This window comes from Actinopolyspora sabaoui (genome assembly GCF_051225635.1).
GTDB lineage: Bacteria > Actinomycetota > Actinomycetes > Mycobacteriales > Pseudonocardiaceae > Actinopolyspora.
Map to the genome: position 1 here is coordinate 155,710 of NZ_JBMIHH010000003.1, position 19,636 is coordinate 175,345.

Below are 19,636 nucleotides of genomic sequence, written 5' to 3' on the forward strand. Positions count from 1 at the left end.
GAATGAGCAGTGAACTGATCACCACCGAACTGGTCGATTTGGACCTGCCCGACGCGGATCGGCGCGCCGCGGTCCGCTCATTGGCCAACCGACTGGTCAACGCCGAACGTGTCACCGACATCGAACGGTTCCTCGACGATGTCGAGAACCGCGAACAACAGATGGCCACCGGCATGCGGGGCGGCATCGGTATCCCGCACTGCCGCTCGGCCGCCGTGACCGTTCCGAGCCTGGCGTTCGGCCGCAGCACAGCGGGGATCGACTTCGGTGCCGAGGACGGTCCGGCGAGTTTGATTTTTCTGATTGCGGCCCCGGAAGGCGGGGATTCGGACCACATGGCGGTGCTGGCCTCGCTGGCGCGCCGACTGATGCGGGAAGAGTTCAAGCGAACCCTGCTCGACGCGAACGATCCGGCCGTGGTCGCTTCCTACGTACGTGAGGAGGTCAAACCTTGAAGTTCGTCGCCGTGACCGCGTGTCCCACCGGAATAGCGCACACCTACATGGCTGCCGAGGCGTTGGAGCAGGCCGCTCGTGAGCGGGGCGACGAGCTCAGTGTCGAGACGCAGGGGGCGGCCGGCTCCGATCCGTTGTCCGAACAGGACATAGCCGCGGCCGACGCCGTGATTCTGGCCGCCGATGTCGGGGTAAGCGACCGTGACAGGTTCGCGGGCAAACCCGTCGTCGAGGCGAGTGTGAAGCAGGCCGTCGACAGCGCCGCTGCCCTGTTGGAACGCGCGGCGGCAGCCGAGCCTATGCGCGTCGGCTCCGGCTCGGAGGGTCCGAGCTCGGAACCGAGCACAAAGGTCACCGCGAACGCCTCGGCGACCGTACGGCTTCGCCAGTGGTTGATGACGGGTGTCAGCTACGTGATCCCGTTCGTCGCCGCCGGTGGACTGTTGATAGCGCTGAGCTTCGCGCTGGGCGGGTACCAGATCACCGAAGCACCGGATGTCACCGAGCGGTTCGATCCGGCGAGTCTGACCAGCTGGGCCGCGTTGGCGAACCAGATCGGTACGGCCGCTTTCGAGTTCCTCGTCCCGGTGCTCGCCGGTTTCATCGCGTTCGCGATGGCCGAACGCCCCGCCCTGGTCCCCGGTTTCGTGGGCGGCGCAGCGGCCGTCGCGGTCGGAGCGGGGTTCCTCGGCGGTTTGATCGCGGGACTGCTGGCGGGCGGGGTCGTCCTCGGCTTGCGCCGGCTCAGAGTTCCCTCGGCCGTCGCGGGCATCATGCCGGTGGTCGTGATACCCCTGTTCGGCTCGATGGTGGTTGGCACCCTGATGTTCGTGGTGCTGGGCAAACCCATCGCCGCCGCGATGACCGCTCTCACGGACTGGCTCAACGGGCTCAGCGGCACGAACGCGATGCTGCTGGGCGCGGTACTCGGCGGAATGATCGCTTTCGACCTCGGCGGCCCCGTCAACAAGGTCGCCTACACCTTCGCGGTCGGAGGACTGACCACCGGCAGCGAGACGGCGCTGGAGATCATGGCAGCGGTAATGGCCGCGGGGATGGTGCCACCGTTGGCGATGGCGTTGGCCGCGACCGTTCACGCCAAGTCGTTCTCCCCCGGTGAGCGGGAGAGCTCACGTCCCGCCTGGCTGCTGGGAGCCTCGTTCATCACCGAAGGGGCGATTCCGTTCGCCGCTTCGGACCCGTTCCGGGTTATCCCGTCGATGATCCTCGGCTCGGCGAGCGCGGGCGCGCTGTCCATGCTGTTCGGGGTGACGCTGCGTGCCCCGCACGGTGGACTGTTCGTGCTGCCGCTGGTCGGAAGTCCGTTGCTGTACTTGCTCGCGATCTCGGCGGGAGTGCTGGTGGCCGCCGCTGTCGTGCTCGCCGCCAAGTCGTTCGTCGGACGCGGGACCGCCGAGACGGAACGGCTCCCCGAGACCGAAGGAGCCGTGGCCGCCTGAAACCGGCGGTGAAACGGACCGAGCTAGAACGTCGGTTCACCGTTCGTCGGAGCCGACCGTACAACCGGGTATCACCGGGAGAGGAGCACAGGAATGCACCAGCGTCGCGTGACGATCGTGTCGAAGGTCGGATTGCACGCCCGTCCCGCGGGACTGTTGGCGACGAACGCGGCCGCGCAACCGCTGCCGGTGACCATCGCCAAGGTCATCGACGGCACTCCGGGAAGGGCGGTGGATGCCGCGAGCGTACTGGGACTCATGACCCTCGGGGCCGAGCACGGTGACGAGGTCGAGCTGGCGGCCGAGGGCGACGAGGCCGAAGCGGTACTCGACGAACTGGTGGAACTGCTGACCCGTGACCTCGACGCGGAACCCACCACCTGACCGAACTCCCTCGACCGGGGTCTCTTCCACCGTCGCTCGGCGGAACCTCCCGCGGGCTAATTCGAGGAGGCCCCGACATCGGGGGTGGTAGTTGCCGGGATAGTCCGGTGCAACGACACGAGGAGGAGCCCGCAGCGCCGTTGCACCGGGCGATCCCGAGTGGGAAGTCACCTCACCCGGTGGAAACCGCATGCTGTTCGAGAGGTGTTCCGGGAGGATCGTGGCTTCGGAGCACTTCACCGCGAGTTCAGATACCGAAGGCGGCCGGATACCGGATCGTGCCCGTGGGTGCCGTTCGCCGCGATCCGAGGGTGAGAGCCATCATCTCCTCCTCGGACACCTCGAAGGGCGGGTGGATGGCCAGACGTGCGGCCGGGACGAAACCGAAGCGGGGATAGTAGTCGGCGTGGCCGAGGACGAGCACCGTGTTCTCACCCATGGCGCGGGCTGCTTCCAGTACGGCTCGGATGGCCGCGGAACCGACTCCGCGGCGTTGCCGAGCGGGCAGCACCGCACACGGCGCCAGCGCGAGCGCAGGCTGCTCGTCGATGTGGCACCGCGTCAGGAGTGCGTGCCCGATGACGCTGCCGTGCTCATCCACAGTGATCCGAGAGAGGCCGTCGATCCACGCCTGCCGGTCGGCACGCAGCTCGTCCACCAGGTCGGCCTCCGCCGTGGTGGGAAAGGCGGCGAGATTGACCTCGCGAATGGCGGCGATGTCGTCGGCGGTCTCGGCACGAGTGGTCCATTCGCTCATGATGGAGATCTCCGTTTCCGTGGATGTCGATGTGTCGTCGCAGGGGTCTTCCCGGTGGCGCCGCGGAAAGGGCCGGAGCGTCGCCGTGTCCTCGGACGAATTCACCGCTGTCGCCCCCGGAACTCGTAGCACGCCCACCTCTGTCGGGTGAGGTGCCTGTCCCGCTTTCCGCGCTCGGCACGCAGTCGCGCGTTATCACGGGAGGCGGCGTACTCGTTCTCCCGCAGCAACCGTCGATAGTTGTCCAGCAGCACCAGGGCGAGCATGCGCTCGATCCGGACGTGCTTGAGCGGGTCCGGCAGGGAAACCGCCGTGATGACGGGGTCGCCAATACCCGGCCACGGGAATCACGCGAAGCGGTGGAGCGTACCAGTGCTCCAGTACCGTGGCTGCCTCGCGCATGCAACCCTCCGAAGACCGGAAGAAACGCGACAACTCGGAGCCCTTGTTCGGGGACTCCGGGCATGCGCACCGACTCAGTACCCGGGTGGGGCGTACATGATCACCGCCACACCGACCAGGCACCACCGCTCTCGCAGAGAGCGGCGAGCACGAACAGTGCGACGGATTTGTCCACGACCATGGACGAGATGCTATTCGGTCGGCGAGCCGAACGCCGGCGGGTGATGCGAACGGTGTGGCAACGAAACGATCAGTGTGGTGTCTCGCCCCGAAGCACGTGTCTATTTCGGAGCCGGTTCGCGCGAGCTCGCCCCGATTCACGAACGGGACCGATGGCAGGGATCAAACTCGGCATGGGCGGTATTGACCACCTCGACCAATGAGGAAAACACCCCGGCTTACAGCTGAGCACCAATTCTCCGTAGCACGGAAACAACAACGCTTCCCGGAGCAAACCCGGGAATGCCGCGCAGACCTCGGCAACAATGGGCCAGCTCCCGATCCGGACGAGCGACAGTCGTGTTCTGGAGCCGGCACCGAACAGACGTAAGCGCAGCTTAATATACCAACTAATCGGTTTGTAAGATAAAAGATCGCACCACGTCAGAGGAGCGAGCGGGTGTACCGCTGCTCCGACAAACCGGACACGGCACGGCCGGAGCCAGGCCGGACACTGGACACGCCTCCCACTATTTCGGGTGTTCGACGCTGTCTCCGACCTGCCCCAGCATGTTCGTGCTTGCTATCACGGGGCTTCGACAGCCAGGGGATCGACGAGGATCGTTTCCGTCACGGTTATCGGTGCGCTGCTACGAAGGACTCGGCGTAATCGTGTGCGAAGTCGGCGAAGTCGCGGGGTGGGTGACCCACTACGTGCTGGAAATCGTTCGTCGTGAAGTCACCCCACCCGGACGCATAGGCCTGCCCGTACTCAATGAGCATCTCGGTCATCCATTCCGGTACGCCGAGGTCGAGCAGGGTCTTGCGCTCGACCTCGTCGCTCGTCGGCACGTAGCGGATCTCTCGTCCGAGCGTGCGACCGAGTTGTTCGGCCACCTCCGTGAAGGAGAGCGAGCGCGGTCCGGTCGGGGTGTAGGTCTTGCCGTGATGACGGTCCGGTTCCGTGGTGAGCACCCGCGCGGCGAACTCGGCGATGTCGCGTACGTCGATCATCCCCAGTCGTCCCCGGCCCATGTTGAGTGAGAACGCTCCCTCGGCCGCGATGTCGCCTGCCTCGTTGAGCAGGTTCTGCATGAACCAGTGGGGGCGCAGGATCGTCCAGTACATGCCGGATCGTTCGGTCTCGCGATCGGACAGTGCGTGCAACCGGCCGCTGCGGCTCGGCGCGTCATGGGCCGCACCGACCGCCGACAGGCGCACCACCCGTTCCACACCCGCTCGACGCGCGGCCCAGACGGCGTTCATGTTGTTCTCGGGTGCCCGGGGGCTGTTCGGGGTCAGCAGCCACAGATCCTGGACGCCTTCGAAGGCCGAGGGCAGCGATCGGGCGTCGTCGAGGTCGCCGACTACGGCCCGTACGCCCCGCGCCTCGAACCGCTCGGCCTTCTCCTCGTCACGGACCAGCGCCCGTGGTTCGAGATCGGATTGCCGCAGGGTCTCCAGCAGGGCACTGGACACAGTGCCAGTGGCTCCGGTGAGCAACAGGGTTCGACTCAACGTTTTTCCTTTCTCAAAAGTGGTTTCGTCTCGTTACGGGTGACTGTCATTACCGCTGGGCTGTCGCTGCCTGCGCGCGTCGGGAGTTGTCGGACTCCTCAGCCACGGCGGCTTTCGGTGCCGGTTTCCCCGACGGGGACGGCGTTTCCGATCGGCGCGACTTGCCGAAGGTGGGGGGACTGAGCTGTGCTGCCGCGATCGATAGCAGGGCGAGCACGAAACCGATGGTCTGGACGGCGGTCAGGGTCTCGTTCAGGACCAACCACCCCAGGATGGTGGCCACAGCCGGGGAGAGCAGCCCGAGGAACGACACAGCCGCGACAGGCAGCCGAGCCACCCCCTGAAACCACAGCATGTAGGCCAGCAGGGTGCCGACACCGCCAAGCCAGAGGTATCCGGCGAGCGCGGAGAGATCAAGCGGTGGGGGTACCCCCTCGAAAGCCAGAGCCAGCGGCGCGAGCAGGAGACCACCCGCGGTCAACTGCCAGCCGGTGAAGGTCAACAGGCTCACCCCCTCGGGCCGGCCCCACCGCTTGGTCAGCACAACCCCGGCCGACATCGCCCCGGCACCGGCGAGTCCTGCCACGATCCCGATCGGATCGAAGCTGAGCTTGCCCTGAAGCACCATCATGGCCACCCCGACCACTCCGGCCACTCCCCAGCTCAGCCGCCAACGCGTCGGTCGCTCCCCGAGCAACCCGAACGCCAACCCCGCCACCAACAACGGTTGCACCGCGCTGAGGGTGGCCGCGACACCCCCGGGCAACCGGTAAGCGGCGACGAACAACAGCGCGAAGAAGGCTCCGATGTTGAGGGTGCCCAACAAAGTCGCACGCCACCACCAGCTTCCCCGCGGCAGTGTCCGGGTCATCGCGAGCACGATCAGCCCAGCGGGCAGCGCCCGGATCGCACCGGAAAGTATCGGGCGGTCCGGCGGTAGGAACTCGGTGGTCACCAGGTAAGTGGTGCCCCACGTCGCCGGTGCCAGCGCGGCGAGACCGGTCAGACTCCAGGTTCGTGCCGGGGATCCGCCCGCGGCGGAACTTCCGGCTGCAGAGATCCGGGTCATCATTTCACCTCAATGTTAAACTAATCAACGTTCAATAGAGTAACTCGCCTGCTAGTATGGGTCAAACACTTCAACATTAAGGAGAGCAGTGAGAGACAGCGTGGACCGACTGCTCGAGCAGTGGAGTACCGAACGACCGGACATCGACCCCGCGCCGATGGGCGTGGTGGGACGCATCAAGCGAGCTTCCCAACTGCTCGAGCGCACACTGCGCGAGAACTACGCCGCTCACGACCTGCAATCCTGGGAATTCGACATCCTGGCCACGCTCCGCCGCTCCGGCTACCCGTACCAGCTGACCGCGAGCGCCCTCGTCGAAGCCTCCATGGTCACCTCCGGAGCCATCACCAACCGCATCGACCGGCTGGCGGCCAAGGAACTGGTGACCCGCGAAACCGACCCCGGTAACCGGCGCAGCGTACTGATCACACTCACCGAACACGGTTACCGAGTTGTGGACGCGGCAGTGGGCGACCACGTCGAGCACGAGACACGAGCACTCGCCGGACTCGATCCGCGTGAGCAGGGAGACCTCACCGAACTGCTGCGCAAACTCCTCACCAGCCTCGGTGACACCGCCCCGAACGAGACGGACCACTGAACTCGCACCGACAGATCATCGGACAACCTCCCCCGCATGAGCCGCGGCCAAGCGTCCCGCCGCCTCGGCACAGGAGACGAGCACTGCCGTGTTCGCCCGCGCCGAACGTCCCCCGGTCGCCGCATCAACGGCCCGCATCAGGTACTTCGTGATCGCTTGGCCACTTACCCCGTCCTTCTCGGCCGCGGCCGTGGCCTCCCGAATCGTCCGGTCGACCTCACCGCTGTCGATGGCTTCCCGTTCCGGGACGGGGGTGGTGATCAGGAACGAGGAATGGTTCCCGAGTGCCCAGTGGTTCTCGACGGCCCTGGCCAAGAGCCGCTCGTCGTCCATCCGGTGCGGACTGGCAAATCCCGAAGTGACGCAGTAGAAGGCTGGAAAATCGTCCGAGCGGTAGGAAACCACCGGCACACAGTGCGTCTCCAAGTGTTCCATCGTCAGACCGAGATCCAGGATCATCTTCGCCCCGGCGCAGACCACGGCGACCCGGGAGCGGGTGAACTGGATCAGGTCCGAGGAGATGTCCATCGTCTCCTGGGCTCCCCGATGCACTCCGCCGATGCCTGCCGAGGAGAAGAACGGTATGCCCGCCAAATCCGCGGCCACCACCGAGGAGGCAACAGTGGTAGCCCCTCTGTGCCCCTGGCCCTGGGCCAGCACCACCGACATGTCTCGACTGCTCACTTTCGGGATCCCCGGCGTGACGGCGAAACGCTCGATGTCCGACTCGGTCATACCGACCCGGATGGCACCGTCCTCGATACAGATCGTCGCGGGTGTGGCTCCCCCGGACCGGACGGCCTGCTCCACTTTCCGGGCGGTAGCCGCGTTGTCCGGGTAGGGCAAGCCGTGTGTGATGACGTTTGACTCCAGCGCCACGACCGGAGCTCCGGAAGCGAGGGCATCGGAGACTTCTTCGCTGACAAGCAACGGCACACTGTTGTACGCGGGCATGGTTCACCTCACTGCTTCCGGTAGTTCGGCGCTTTGATCAACAGTTCCGCGCGCTCCGTGACTTCGGGGACGACGACCTTCTCGTGCCACTCGGGCTTTTCCACCGGCTCCAGCGCGATCGATACGGCGTCTTCGTGGGTGTCGAAGTTCTCCAGGACTAGCGCGGTGATCTCCGCGGCCAACCGCTGCTGCTCTTGGTACGTGAAGTTCCGTGGGAAGTGCTTGATGGTGACGTGTGGCATGGAAAACTCCTTCGTCTTCTCTCCGGGATGGGGCGGACCGGCAACGGAACGGCCGGTCCGCCCGCGGGGATCTCGGTGCCCCGTCGAGGTGCGGGGTTCAGCTCCGTTCCGTGCTGAGGCCGAAACGGATCGCCGAGACGAGCTCGTGGACACCCCGCTCCTTCAGCACGCCGTAGTGATCGCTCTCAAGTTCGACCACCGTGGGTGGAGCGGCGGAGTACCCGGAACTGCCCTCGATGAACGAGTAGTCGTCCCCCGATGCCTTGAAGAGGGTGACCGGCGCGTCGAGCTGTCGCTCGGTCAGTTCGCGGAAGCTGTACTCGAACTCATACGTCTCGCCCACGATCCGAGTGATCCTTCTGATCAATTGCTTCTCCAGCGCCGGATACAACTTGTGGACGAACGTTACGAAGCTCTCCTCGTCGTGAGTCGCTTCGAGACACCTATCGAGTTCGAAGCCACTGATGGCTCCCGCGAAGACGGAGAAAAGGATCGTCACGTACGCCGGATTGTCGTAGGATGCGGTACGCCCGTGACGCTCTCCGTCGATCTCACGGACCTTCGGATTCCCGGGGCAGATCAGCAGCAGGTTCTCCACCCGCTCACCGGAGCTCTCCAGCTGCCAGGCTGCCTCGAATGCCACCCTGGCACCGAAGGAGTATCCCCACAGGGTGTAGGGACCCTCGGGCCGCGCGCGCCGGATCTCGGCCACATCGGCGGCGGCCATCTCACGGATGGTGTGGTACGGCTCCTCCCCGGCATTGATGCCGTGGGCCTGCATCCCGTAGAACGGTCCCGCCATTCCCGCCTCACGGGCGAGGAGGCGGAGGTTCATCGGATACCCACCCAGACCCGGCCAGCAGAACACGGGATTGGCATCGCCCCCGTGGTGCAGCGGCACCAGCCGCGAGGACTCCTGTGGGGAATCGTCGTCGATTCTGGCCGCCAGGTCGGCGAGCTTCGGGTACTCGAACACGATCTGGAACGGCAGCCGCGTTCCGAATTCCCGATTGATCTTGTTGACGAGTGTGACGGCGATCAGCGAGTTGCCCCGGCAGACGAAGAAATCATCCGCCATCGACACGTCCTCGTACTTCAGTACCTTGCCCCACTCCGCGGCCAACCATCGTTCGGTGGACGTCTCGGGAGCCACGTAACCGCCGGGAGTTTCCGCGGGCTTCAACTCGTCGGAAGCCGCCAGGGTCTTGCAGTCGACCTTGCCGTTCGCGGTCAACGGCATCTCGTCGAGCAGCACGATCCGGTTCGGAATCATGTAGTCGGGCAGGAAATGAGCCAGATCGTCCTTGATGATCTCCGCGGGTCCCCTCATGTGGACCATGTCCTCGTACATGCCCTCGCTGCGGATCTGTTCCTGACTGACCCGCCCACCCAGGAAGAAGTACGAGGGACCGGGGGCGATGTCGCACGAGGTGAGGATGTCATCCATGCGCTGCGCGGATGGCAACGGAAAGCCTGTCTTCGAGCTGTATCCCGAGGACATGAACCCCAGTGACAGGTCGTTGCGCTGCAAGTGGTGCAGTTTACTCCCCAGGCTGATGTACTCCAGCCACTTTTCGCCGGCACGGCTGACGGCCGTAATCGCGAAGCTCGCCCGCGCGTAGACCTGCTGATTGATCGCTATCACGTGCTTGCCCAGCACTAGCTCATCGGAGATGAGTTCCAGTTCACCGGACCCGTACCGGTACTGGCCGGCCGGTAGGTCGGCTATCCGTCCGGGGTGGGCCTGCACGTAGATCTCGGTGGCCTCCGGCTGGGCCACACCGTCGTTCGGTCGAATCTCGAACGTGCCCAGATAATGGTCCTCCGCAGCAGCGCCCAGCTCTTCCTTACCGGGTTCCCGGTACTCCAGTGGGCGAATGGCCAGCCCGTACTCGGGTAGCACCTCCTCGAACACTCCGACCATGTGGCCGGTCTCGAACTCCAGCACTTCCCGGATGTTGTTCTTGTACACCGGCTCGACGGCCTGCTGCTTGCCCAGGAAGTGAATCTTCAGGCGCACTTCATGGGAGTCCGTAGCCCCGCCGAACCGAACCAGCCGATGCTCGGCCGGGTGGTAGTAGTACACACCTGGCTCCAGGCCCGCGACCCCGGAGATCTCCAGATACATCCGTGTCGCGTAGAGTGCCCCCGGAGAGGCGTAAGCGTACTTCGGCAGCAACCGTTCGTCACTGTGAAACTGACCGAACCAACGCAGCAGCTCCCCCAGCTCGGCGAAGGTCAACTCCTCCAGGTTCCTGGAAAAGTCACTGACCGACCGCGATCGCAACAGCTCGTGGATGTCCGCCGCGTTGACGTCGCCGCCCTCGTAAAAACGGTAGGTCTTGCGAGCGAAAACCTCCCGCTGCTGCCTCGTCGTGGGTTGCTCGTTAAGAAGGTCCACAGTGGTCAGTCCGACCAGCTCGTTCGGTTCGGGAAGGCCCGGGTTGGACAGTTGCGCCTTGACCTGGAGCTTGTTGGCCTTGGACTGATGGTGGGAGCCGTGGTTGCCCTGATCCATCAGAGCCGCTTCCTTGGCGTTCAGCTGAACGCAGCCCACCAGGTCCTGAAAGCCAGTCCTGGGGTCCTCGGTACAGATGGCGGCGGCTCGTCGAACCCAGGTGTGTTCCTCGATCCCCAGTGCGATCTCGTCCAGCTCCACTCGGTAGCCGCGCAGCTTGACCTGGTTGTCGACCCGCCCGGAGAACTGGATCGTGCCGTCGGAGTTCCAGTACGCCAGGTCACCCGTTTTGTACAGTCGCTCCATCGGCACGAACGGGGACGGGACGAAACGTTGTTCGGTCATCTCCGGCTGATGCAGGTAACCGCGCGCCAGCTGCTTCCCGCCGATGTAGAGCTCACCGGTCTCACCGATAGGTACCGGGGCCATTTCCTCGTCCAGGATGAAGCACTGGGTGTTGTCGACCGGCGTGCCGATCGAGACCGTCCCCGCACCCTCATCGACCGTGGCGGGGTCGACCGAGTACGCGGTCGCGTTGATCGTGCACTCGGTCGGCCCGTAAAGGTTGACCAGCGATACCGACGGCAACTCGTCGCCGAGCTGTCGCGCCAGCTGCTTCGACAGCGCCTCCCCGCCGGAGAAGACCCATCGCAGCGAGATGCATTTGCGGAACTCCTCGGTCTCCAACAGTGCTTGGAGCAAGGTGGGGACGCACTGCAACGTGGTGATCTCGTGCTCGATGATCGTCTCGTTGAGCAGTTCGGGATCCCGGTAGATTCCGGGCGCCCCCATGACGACCCGACCACCGCAGGCCGGAGCCAGAATCTCCCACTGCGCCGCGTCGAAACTCATCGGTGTCTTCTGCAGCACCGTGGTGTGCTTGCCCAAGTAGCCACGTGAGAACATCCACCGTAGCTGGGACGCGAGACTGCGATGCTCGATCATCACGCCCTTCGGCCTGCCGGTACTACCGGAGGTGTAGATGACATACGCCAAGTTGTCGGATCTCGGCACCTGGTCCGGCGTGGAAACGCACTCCGCCGCGTCGTCCAACGTGACGATCTTCGTGCCCTGCGGCGCCAGTTCCACCAGGCGCTCGACGAGATGCCCCTGGGTAACAATGACCTTCGTACCGCTGTCCTCGATCATGTAGCGCAGCCGGTCTTCGGGGTACTCCGGAGAGAGCGGTAGGTAAGCACCTCCTGCGAACAGCACGCCCCACGCCCCCGTCATCAGTTCCAGCGACGGTTCGACGTACAAGCCGACGCGGGTCTCTGTCGTCACCCCCAGGTGATTCAGATGAGCGGCCAGCCGCGTGCTGGCCTCGGTGAGCTCCCGATAGCTCAGGTGCTGACTGTTGTCCGCGACCGCCACGGCTTCGGGCTGCACGGCCGCCTGCTGCTTCAACAGCTCGGGTAAGCAGGATCCCAGCAGAGTGTCCTGTCTTCGGGCGTTGAACTGTACGGTTTCCAACATGTTCCCCTAACTTGCTGGTAAACGATTTCGGTGTACGACTGTTTTCGCTCTCTCAACGTCCTGCCCGAGCGCCTTCCCGCTCCCCCGAGTCGGTGGTCCCGAAATAACGATCCCCGAAGTCACCGATTCCGGGAATCATGAAGGAATTCCCGTTCAGGCGCTCCTCGATCGAGGAAGTGACGATCTTCAGCTTCGGGTGAGCCCGGCAGACGGTGTCGATACCGGACGGGGAAGCGAGGAAGTTGACGAAAACGATGTTTTCCTCCGGCACGCCGGCGTCAAGCAGAACTTCGATCGTCGCGAGTGCCGAACCGCCCGTGGCCAGCATCGGTTCCAGCAGCAGCACTTGCCGCTCGGCGATGTCGTCCGGGAGGTGAGAGTAATACAGGTGCGCAAGCTTGGTCTCCTTGTCCCGTTGGACGAGGATCTTGCCGATGCGGATGCTCGGGTGTATCTCCCGCAGTTCGGCTTCCATGCTCTCTCCGGCCCGGATCACCGGCACCGCACAGAGTTTCGAACTGAACTTCAATCCGTGGTAGGTCTCGCCAACGGAGGTGGTGACCTCGTGTTTGTCGAAGGGCAGTAAATCCATACTCGCCTCCAACAGGAGGCGGATTATTCTGCGCGAGTAAAAGACGAAGTCGGCTCGGGAGGCGTGCTTGTCGCGGATGACAGTGTGCATCGCCCGCAGCTGATTGGTCTGTGGCAGCGGATGGACATTGTCGATGCTCGTCATGATGTGACACTCCTGGTGGGTAATGTGAGCACGAACGATCACATGGCCGACCGGCCGCTTCCGGTGTCAGCCGAGTTGAGCGAAAGCGAGGCGGGATTCGGACACGAACTTGCGGACCTTGGCCACATCCTTACGACCGTCCGGTCCTTCCAGGCCGGTGTGAGCGTCCACCGCGGCAGGCCGCACCTGCCGAATCGCCTCGGCCACGTTGTCCGGATTCAGTCCGCCGGCCATCATCAGTGGCTTCGGGGAACGGCGAACCAGTTCGGCACTGACCTCCCAATCGTGCGTCAATCCGGTCGCGCCCTTCCCCCCGGTGGCCGGGTTGTAGGTATCGGTGATGAACATGTCCACCGAGTCCGCCACCGCGTCCACCAGCGCCAACAGCTCCTCGGCGTTGTCCTCGCGCACCACCAAGCTCTTGAGGACGTACAGATCCGGGCGAGCGGATTTCAGCTTGCGCAACTGGTCGTCGGCCACATCGCCGTGCAGCTGCACGGCGGTCACTCCCAGCTGGGTGCAGAACTCGCCGACTTCCTCCGCGTCGGTCAGATAGCTGATCAGTACCCCGGCATGCGGGGGACCGAGAGCGGAAATGATCTTCTTAGCGCCTTCCTCGGAGATGTCGTCCGTACCCGAGGGCAGCCGCAGTGGGAACCCCAACCAATCGACCCCCTCAGCACACAGCAGCTCCGCCTCGTCGCCATCGATAATCCCGGCAACCTGGACCAGTTGATTCATCTTCAACCCCTCCAAAACGTGCTCCACAAAAAGACGAGTTTTACCTGAAACTTCGCAATAACCTTAATCCCCGAATTCCGCCCTGCGACACGAAAGCGCGAAACCGACAACAGTGTCGCACACCAAAAGATCGGTGTTAACTATCAGCGCGGGAAATTTTGTCAAATCTCTGCAAGTCGGTTTTCAAATCAACTTCGGGGCGACCAAGCAGGAAATACCTGAAAACCCTCGGAAAACGGCGACCTACGGCATCATCGCCTTCGGGGGACACGAGCCTCCTGCCGTATGTCGCCCAACACGGTACATCCCACATTCAAGCCATACAGGAAATATCGGTCCGGACCTGGATCAGCGCCTTTCCTCACCACACGAGTTGATCAAGCAGCACCTTGGCCGCTCCCGCACTGCCCTCCGTACCCGAAGATACATCTCCTTTCCCGAATTCGTCTCACTGGTTGTGAAATCTGATCACTCCCGAACCGTCATCGCATGAACCCAGGCATAAATCTGCCGCAAGTATTCGGTCGCGCAGACCGCATCCCCACCCCCGTTTGAGATCAGTCCGACCGGCTTTGCCTTCCACTCGTCGAGGAACCAATCGACGGCGTTACTCGGCCCGGGGAAGTGGTGTGGCTGTACGCAGGGGTAACGACCGCGTAGGCATCAGCGGCAGCGATTTTGGCCTGCAGCCGCTGCCGCAGCCTTCCGTCGTCTCGTCCAAGTTGTCCGAAGCGGGCATGGTCAATGGCAAGGGGTAGTCCGCAAGCTCGACAAGTTCGGGAAGCACACTCCCGTGGCGTTGGGCCTGGTCGAAGAACCAGTTTGCGACGGTCGGACCGAAACGGCCTTTTCGTACGCTACCGATTATGACAGCGAGATTGATGGTGCCACCCGACATGGAAATCTCCTGAAGGGATGAGAAGTGTCCGCCAGCATGTTCCGAAAGACACAGTTCACGAGGACAAGTTCAAGTATGCCCACCAACCGAACCCCACAACAACAAGTTTGACAAAGAATTGTATTCGGCAATTCAATCGACCGGTGACCACACCGCGGTGTTCGCGGGGTAGTGCCTCAGACCGACAACCACCACTCTCCAGGCGTCATTTGAGCTCCGGTCCGAGACGAGCACCAGCGACGACGAAGTCGCTCGTATATTCGGATTACAGACGGTCGGCGGGCAGCCGGCGAATGGTGGTGGGCCATGTCGTCCGATCCCCCACCGCGGCCGCGGCAACGTGATTGACGTGTTTGGAACCGCAGTCAAAGTTGCGCACGGTCCATCCTCTCAACCCGGCGGACACCGTGTCATCGGTGTTCTCACCGAGGTACTCGGCTGGCGGATCACGGCCGATTCCAGTACCGATCCCTTTGAGATATGCCCCTAACGCGTCCACACACGCCCGAACGGCAATCGGCGCTGCGGTTCCGTCAGGGCCTCCAACTCCGCTTGTTCGGCAGGGTGCGACGCGGAAGTGCACAAATCCCCGCTCTCCAGGGACGGCACCATCTCCACGTCCACTCCGACCGGCTCCGTTGGCACTTTGAAGAGTGCGAGGCCACTGGTATGTGACAACGAATAGCGCACCGGAACGCCGACGACAACCGGACGCCCATGGGGTACACCGCGATCCGGAGAGGTTTCCCTGGTGAAGCGCACCTCCTCGAGGCGCGACCTCCGGATAGGCCCCCAGAGGGCGGCGCAGGCCGATATGAGCTGCCAAGTGCAACAGCCGGTCATACGTCCGATAGAACGGTGCGGCCCGCTCCCGTTCGTACTCGTCGAGTTCGGCGAGATTCGACCGAGCTTCGGACTGTTCGGTCCACGGCTGTCGAAATAACCACAGATCCAGCTGACCGTCCCTCAGTCTAGGGCCGCTCATCGCTGGACACCGAAAAACGGTGGGATCGACTCACCGTCTGGAAGACAGCCCTTGCCGGAGAGTGTGGGGTCCTCGATCCGCAACGCGCACAGCGCTGCCAGCTCGGCCAAACTCTGTGCGCACAGGATCTTTACGGTTTCGATCTCGATACCCAGAACCGACTCGAGTAGCTTTTTCAGTCGCAGTGCGGTCATGGAACCCACCCCCTGGGCATGCAACGGTCTACGAGGGTCGCAACGATAATCGGGGGGCATGTCCAGGGCCCGAACCAACTCATGACAGAGGAAATCCTCGATGCTGTCGATACGCTCGTCGATACTGAGGGTGCGCAGCGTCTCCAGATCGAGTTCAAGAGCGTCGTGAACGTGTGAGGCTGATAAGGCCATCGTGTCGAGTCCTTTCTTGTCGTGTTTCCCCGAACGGATCGGATCCGGTGCCCGTGGCGGAGCGCCTAGAACACCGACCAAGATGATGAACAGCAGTACGGACGAAGACTGTCGGATACGACGAACGAACAGAGGTCGACACAAGCAGGAAAATAGCAGAAAAACAGAATCGATGATATCATTTAATTCATACCCCCAAGTGTCGATCAATTCAACAAATATATTGCCAAATCTTCACAAAGGCAACTCCAAAATATTTCACATGTCTACCCCGGATCCACGTGTTCGGCACAATCAAAATACAAACACGACGAATCGAAGAGTGGTAGTCGTCGCCATTGCCGGCACGTGGACCACTTCGCGCGGATTAGGACTCTCAATACAACGTCGACACTGATACCGAACGGATCCGGACGTCTGGTATCGCTTCGACCGCGACACGGGACGAATCCAATTGAGCATCTACCCCCATGATATCGCCAATAACTACGGCAGCTGGAACATTCGCCCGCCCGGTCCCGACGCGGCAGTGCTAATGCGACACCGTCTTCCCCAAATTACTCACACCACTTCGCGTTGTGAAGTTTGTTTCGTATCGAAGCGGAAGCCAACTCCGCGCACGGTGCGGATCCAATCATTGGATCCCAGTTTGGCTCGGAGGGTACTCACGTGCGTGTCGATGGTGCGACTGATCCTCGTCCCCGCCGATTCGCCAATCGGGTCACCCCATATCTCGGCCATCAGCTGCCGCCGCGAGATGACGGCACTGGGCCGACTGGCCAGATAGTACAACAGGTCGAACTCCTTTCGGGTCAGCTCGATAAGCTCTTTGTTGAGTCGCACTTCCCGAGTGACAACATTGATCTCCAGCGGACCGCTGACCACGGAAGGCTTGCCCGGCCGCGAACGCACTCGTCGCATGACAGCATCGATGCGGGCCATCAGCTCCCGGAGCCCGTACGGTTTGTCCAGGCAGTCGTCCGAACCCGCCTGCAGTACCATGATTTTGTCCAACTCGGTACTGCGCTCGGTAAACGCGATGATCGGAACGTCGCAGGCCATTCGGATATTGCGGCATACCTCGAGTCCGTCCATGTCCTGTAAGTCCAGGTCGAGCAACACGAGATCCACATCATGGTAGGCATCCAACGCGTGGTTGCCCGTGTTGACCGCCACAGCCGCGTGACCGTGTCGGCGAAGACCGTTGGTCAAGGCTACAGCTGCGTCCTTCTCATCCTCCACTACAAGCAGATGCATCGTCAGCTCCCAGTTTCGTTGCCCTGACTCCCTCAGCGCCACGAGGACTCTGCATGCTCGAGCCCCGCATGCCAGAACGTCCTCAATATACAAACCACTTATGCGGTTTGTAAACACAAAAGCCGACTAACCGGTTTTTAGTGAATCCGGAGGTACTCATTACCCCGAACAGATCAGCTATCTCGTTGACCTTGCTGGTCAGAGCAGCACAACTAGATCGCGCGAAGTCCGTTGAGTCGGCACCCGGGACAACCTCGCCGACAGAAGCCCGGGGTGCCCTGTGCAGACAAGCACAAGAGTGTGGTTTCGCTTCGGCCTGCCCCTTGCGGCTGCGAGCGTTGCAGCGCGCGGAGCCGCCTCTTCGACAAAGACGTCCCCTTGGTCATCCGCGGGGCAATGGGCGCCCGAACCTCGCCACCGAAGGTTCATTCCTCCTGAAGGCCGGGAAAGGAAAACCCTACTGTGAGAGGGTTCACAACTTCCTTCAGGCTCGCTAGAGTCTTTTTGGGAGCGCTCCCATGCACCGTGTTCCTCTCTCTAGGAGACGAAATGTCCAAGCGTTCCGTTCGTCGACGCACCGGCGTCCTGACGCGGGTGGTGGCCCTTTCCGCCGCCGTCACCGCGATGTTCGCCGGAATGCAGATGGGCCAGCCGCAGGAGGCCAGCGCCCACGGGTCCGCGACCAACCCACCCTCCCGCAACTACGGCTGCTGGGACCGGTGGGCCGACAACTTCCAGTCCCCCGCGATGGAAGAAGAGGACCCGATGTGCTGGCAGGCGTGGCAGGCCAACCCGAACGCGATGTGGAACTGGAACGGTCTGTACGTCAACGGCGTCAACGGCAACCACGAGTCCGCCATTCCGGACGGTCAGCTGTGCAGTGCCGGCAGGGACCGCTACGCCGCGCTCGACGAGCCGGGCCCATGGAAGACCGTCACCAAGGACAACCAGTTCTCGGTGACCGTCACCGACCAGGCCCAGCACGGCGCGGACTACTACAAGGTCTACATCACCAAGCAGGGCTTCGATCCCACGACTCAGCGGCTCGGATGGGACAACCTCGAACTGGTCAACGAGACCGGCTCACGTCCGCCCGCGACGACCACGACGATCGACAACATCGACGCGGGTGACCGCACCGGTCGCCACATCGTCTACACGGTCTGGCAAGCCTCGCACATGGATCAGTCCTACTACTTCTGCAGCGACGTGAAGTTCAACGGAAACTGACGGGGCGGATGTCAAGGGTCCGGTTCGTCGCACACTCGATGCCCGGGGACGAGTTCCCGGGCATCGACGCGTTCCCGCCCCCGGACGTCGCAACGGGCCACCCGCTTCACCGAGCCGCCGTCTCCAGGAGCCACGCTCTCACCGCGACAGCACGGGTTCGGCCACGGTGATTCATAATGTCGGTGACCGACAACTCCTCACCGGCAGCTTCAGGAGCAAGCGTGCGCATCGCGTTCAGCAGTCAACCGGTCTACTCCCACCTCGTACCCGCCCTGTTGCCACTGGCGGGACTCGCGGCCGAGGCCGGGCACGAGGTCGGGGTGTTGACCTCACCGGAGCTCTCCGACGAGGTACGCGCCTACGGGGTGACCCCACTCGTACTTCCGAACGCGATGGGGCCGCGGGAGATCTTCCAACGGCCGGAGACCGTCGAACGTCTCGGCCTCGACCCCTCCGTGATGGCGGGACTCGGGCGCCACACGATCCGTGCCGAGCCCGACTACTTCGCACGCCTCTTCGCCGGAGCGGTCGCGGGTGACACCGCCGAGGAATCGATCGAGTCGCTGCGTTCGTTCGGACCGGACCTACTGGTACGCGAGGCGGCCGACTACCCCGGCTACTACGCCGCCGAATACCTCGACATCCCGCATGCGGCGCTGGACACCGGCCCACTGGGGCCGCACGGTCATGAGGACTTGCTGGCAAGGATCAACGAGCAGCGCGAGCGGCTCGGCATGCCCGCAGTCTCCGATCCGCTGCATCCGTTTCGGCATCGCAGGCTCGGCATCGTGCCCGAGAGTTTCTACCCGGAACACCTGCGGCTGGACTCGGCGACTTACTACCGGGCACCGCGCGCTGCGGAGCAGCGACTCGATCCCGCGATCGCGGAGCTACCGGACGATCGGCCGCTGGTGCTGGCCACGTTGGGCTCCAACGCGGCGGCGCTGCACGACGCCGGCCCCAGGGGGTTGTTGGCCACGATCGTGGAGGTCCTCGGTGATCTGCGGGTGACCGGGGTGGTCGCGCTGGGCCGGGGAGTCGCCCCGGAGGACTGGCAGGGGGCGCGTCCGGACAACGTGTACCTGACCTCCTTCGTCCAGCAACAGCTGTTGCTGCCAACCTGCGACGCGTTCATCACCCACGGCGGGTTCAGCGGTGTCCGGGAAGCACTCGGCAGCGGAGTACCGATGGTCGTACTGCCGACCTTCGCCGAACAACCCGCCAACGCCGACCGGGTGGAGCGGCTCGGCGCGGGGAAACGGCTCGACCTGGAGGACGTCTCGCACGATTCGCTGCGCACGACGGTGGGAACCGTACTCGCCGACTCCGCCCACCGACACCGTGCCAGGTCGATCGCGCGGGAGTTCCTCGCGCTGCCACCGTTCGCCGAAATGGTCACCGAGTTGGAGAAACTGGGCGGGCGATGACCACGTGCCCGGTTAACGCCTACTAACAATTTTGGGACACG

The 19,636-nt window shown here is 63.4% G+C and carries 19 protein-coding genes; 6 read left to right on the forward strand and 13 right to left on the reverse strand.

Annotated features, from left to right (window positions below; genetic code table 11):
• The first annotated feature begins 2 nt into the window (after window positions 1-2).
• The 3 genes from ACOQFL_RS05830 (at window position 3) to ACOQFL_RS05840 (ending at window position 2,299) form a co-directional block, all read left to right on the forward strand.
• Window positions 3-455 carry a PTS sugar transporter subunit IIA gene (locus ACOQFL_RS05830; RefSeq protein ID WP_435543052.1) on the forward strand — a complete coding sequence of 151 codons (453 nt, stop codon included), beginning with the start codon at window positions 3-5 and terminating at the stop codon, window positions 453-455.
• Window positions 452-1,915, forward strand: a complete 1,464-nt coding sequence (locus ACOQFL_RS05835) for a PTS fructose transporter subunit IIC (protein ID WP_435543053.1) — start codon at window positions 452-454, stop codon at window positions 1,913-1,915. The genes ACOQFL_RS05830 and ACOQFL_RS05835 overlap by 4 nt, the downstream gene beginning before the upstream one ends.
• 93 nt (window positions 1,916-2,008) lie before the next feature.
• Entirely contained in the window at window positions 2,009-2,299 is a 291-nt protein-coding gene (locus ACOQFL_RS05840; protein ID WP_435543054.1) for an HPr family phosphocarrier protein, read from the forward strand.
• Window positions 2,300-2,546: 247 nt separating this feature from the next.
• Here ACOQFL_RS05840 and ACOQFL_RS05845 read toward each other — a convergent pair whose 3' ends face one another.
• From ACOQFL_RS05845 to ACOQFL_RS05860, 4 genes are all read right to left on the reverse strand, one after another.
• The gene (locus ACOQFL_RS05845; RefSeq protein ID WP_435543055.1) at window positions 2,547-3,056 is read right to left on the reverse strand and encodes a GNAT family N-acetyltransferase; all 510 of its coding nucleotides are present in this window, start codon (window positions 3,054-3,056) and stop codon (window positions 2,547-2,549) included.
• 101 nt (window positions 3,057-3,157) lie between these two features.
• Window positions 3,158-3,322, reverse strand: a complete 165-nt coding sequence (locus tag ACOQFL_RS05850) for a hypothetical protein (protein WP_435543056.1) — start codon at window positions 3,320-3,322, stop codon at window positions 3,158-3,160.
• Window positions 3,323-4,253: 931 nt separating this feature from the next.
• The gene (locus ACOQFL_RS05855) at window positions 4,254-5,135 is read right to left on the reverse strand and encodes an SDR family oxidoreductase (RefSeq protein ID WP_435543057.1); all 882 of its coding nucleotides are present in this window, start codon (window positions 5,133-5,135) and stop codon (window positions 4,254-4,256) included.
• Between the two features lie 49 nt (window positions 5,136-5,184).
• Window positions 5,185-6,204 (reverse strand): EamA family transporter, encoded by a 1,020-nt coding sequence (locus ACOQFL_RS05860; RefSeq protein WP_435543058.1) that lies wholly within the window; start codon window positions 6,202-6,204, stop codon window positions 5,185-5,187.
• 88 nt (window positions 6,205-6,292) lie between these two features.
• Here ACOQFL_RS05860 and ACOQFL_RS05865 point away from each other — a divergent pair, with 88 nt between their 5' ends.
• Entirely contained in the window at window positions 6,293-6,805 is a 513-nt protein-coding gene (locus ACOQFL_RS05865; protein ID WP_435543059.1) for a MarR family winged helix-turn-helix transcriptional regulator, read from the forward strand.
• 15 nt (window positions 6,806-6,820) lie between these two features.
• Here ACOQFL_RS05865 and ACOQFL_RS05870 read toward each other — a convergent pair whose 3' ends face one another.
• The 9 genes from ACOQFL_RS05870 to ACOQFL_RS05910 form a co-directional block, all read right to left on the reverse strand.
• On the reverse strand, window positions 6,821-7,759 hold the full coding sequence (locus ACOQFL_RS05870; RefSeq protein WP_435543060.1) for a pseudouridine-5'-phosphate glycosidase: 939 nt from the start codon (window positions 7,757-7,759) through the stop codon (window positions 6,821-6,823).
• An 8-nt stretch (window positions 7,760-7,767) separates the two neighbouring features.
• A complete protein-coding gene (locus tag ACOQFL_RS05875) occupies window positions 7,768-8,001 on the reverse strand; it encodes a tautomerase family protein (RefSeq protein ID WP_435543061.1) in 234 nt (77 codons plus the stop codon).
• A 97-nt stretch (window positions 8,002-8,098) separates the two neighbouring features.
• Window positions 8,099-11,935, reverse strand: coding sequence for an amino acid adenylation domain-containing protein (locus tag ACOQFL_RS05880; protein WP_435543062.1), 3,837 nt, complete (start codon window positions 11,933-11,935; stop codon window positions 8,099-8,101).
• A 52-nt stretch (window positions 11,936-11,987) separates the two neighbouring features.
• A complete protein-coding gene (gene upp / locus ACOQFL_RS05885) occupies window positions 11,988-12,671 on the reverse strand; it encodes a uracil phosphoribosyltransferase (protein WP_435543063.1) in 684 nt (227 codons plus the stop codon).
• A 66-nt stretch (window positions 12,672-12,737) separates the two neighbouring features.
• Window positions 12,738-13,412: a phosphoribosylanthranilate isomerase gene (locus ACOQFL_RS05890; protein WP_435543064.1), complete on the reverse strand. Its 675-nt coding sequence runs from the start codon at window positions 13,410-13,412 to the stop codon at window positions 12,738-12,740.
• Window positions 13,413-13,880: 468 nt separating this feature from the next.
• A complete protein-coding gene (locus tag ACOQFL_RS05895) occupies window positions 13,881-13,973 on the reverse strand; it encodes a hypothetical protein (RefSeq protein WP_435543361.1) in 93 nt (30 codons plus the stop codon).
• Window positions 13,974-14,019: 46 nt separating this feature from the next.
• Entirely contained in the window at window positions 14,020-14,310 is a 291-nt protein-coding gene (locus tag ACOQFL_RS05900) for an NADPH-dependent FMN reductase (protein ID WP_435543065.1), read from the reverse strand.
• A 981-nt stretch (window positions 14,311-15,291) separates the two neighbouring features.
• Window positions 15,292-15,891, reverse strand: a complete 600-nt coding sequence (locus ACOQFL_RS05905) for an acyl carrier protein (protein ID WP_435543066.1) — start codon at window positions 15,889-15,891, stop codon at window positions 15,292-15,294.
• A 351-nt stretch (window positions 15,892-16,242) separates the two neighbouring features.
• Window positions 16,243-16,938: a response regulator transcription factor gene (locus ACOQFL_RS05910; protein ID WP_435543067.1), complete on the reverse strand. Its 696-nt coding sequence runs from the start codon at window positions 16,936-16,938 to the stop codon at window positions 16,243-16,245.
• Window positions 16,939-17,487: 549 nt separating this feature from the next.
• Between ACOQFL_RS05910 and ACOQFL_RS05915 the strand changes: the two genes are divergently transcribed.
• Complete coding sequence (locus ACOQFL_RS05915; protein WP_435543068.1) at window positions 17,488-18,168, forward strand: lytic polysaccharide monooxygenase auxiliary activity family 9 protein; 681 nt, start codon at window positions 17,488-17,490, stop codon at window positions 18,166-18,168.
• Between the two features lie 221 nt (window positions 18,169-18,389).
• Window positions 18,390-19,595 (forward strand): glycosyltransferase, encoded by a 1,206-nt coding sequence (locus ACOQFL_RS05920; RefSeq protein ID WP_435543069.1) that lies wholly within the window; start codon window positions 18,390-18,392, stop codon window positions 19,593-19,595.
• Window positions 19,596-19,636: the final 41 nt, after the last annotated feature.

What these genes read in the sequence shown, in the direction of transcription:
- ACOQFL_RS05830 (WP_435543052.1), top strand. Translation starts at nt 3, where the DNA reads ATGAGCAGTGAACTGATCACCACCGAACTGGTCGATTTGGACCTGCCC.
- ACOQFL_RS05840 (WP_435543054.1), top strand. Translation starts at nt 2,009, where the DNA reads ATGCACCAGCGTCGCGTGACGATCGTGTCGAAGGTCGGATTGCACGCC.
- ACOQFL_RS05845 (WP_435543055.1), bottom strand. Translation starts at nt 3,056, where the DNA reads ATGAGCGAATGGACCACTCGTGCCGAGACCGCCGACGACATCGCCGCC.
- ACOQFL_RS05850 (WP_435543056.1), bottom strand. Translation starts at nt 3,322, where the DNA reads ATGCTCGCCCTGGTGCTGCTGGACAACTATCGACGGTTGCTGCGGGAG.
- ACOQFL_RS05860 (WP_435543058.1), bottom strand. Translation starts at nt 6,204, where the DNA reads ATGACCCGGATCTCTGCAGCCGGAAGTTCCGCCGCGGGCGGATCCCCG.
- ACOQFL_RS05870 (WP_435543060.1), bottom strand. Translation starts at nt 7,759, where the DNA reads ATGCCCGCGTACAACAGTGTGCCGTTGCTTGTCAGCGAAGAAGTCTCC.
- ACOQFL_RS05875 (WP_435543061.1), bottom strand. Translation starts at nt 8,001, where the DNA reads ATGCCACACGTCACCATCAAGCACTTCCCACGGAACTTCACGTACCAA.
- ACOQFL_RS05880 (WP_435543062.1), bottom strand. Translation starts at nt 11,935, where the DNA reads ATGTTGGAAACCGTACAGTTCAACGCCCGAAGACAGGACACTCTGCTG.
- upp (WP_435543063.1), bottom strand. Translation starts at nt 12,671, where the DNA reads ATGACGAGCATCGACAATGTCCATCCGCTGCCACAGACCAATCAGCTG.
- ACOQFL_RS05890 (WP_435543064.1), bottom strand. Translation starts at nt 13,412, where the DNA reads ATGAATCAACTGGTCCAGGTTGCCGGGATTATCGATGGCGACGAGGCG.
- ACOQFL_RS05900 (WP_435543065.1), bottom strand. Translation starts at nt 14,310, where the DNA reads ATGTCGGGTGGCACCATCAATCTCGCTGTCATAATCGGTAGCGTACGA.
- ACOQFL_RS05910 (WP_435543067.1), bottom strand. Translation starts at nt 16,938, where the DNA reads ATGCATCTGCTTGTAGTGGAGGATGAGAAGGACGCAGCTGTAGCCTTG.
- ACOQFL_RS05915 (WP_435543068.1), top strand. Translation starts at nt 17,488, where the DNA reads ATGTCCAAGCGTTCCGTTCGTCGACGCACCGGCGTCCTGACGCGGGTG.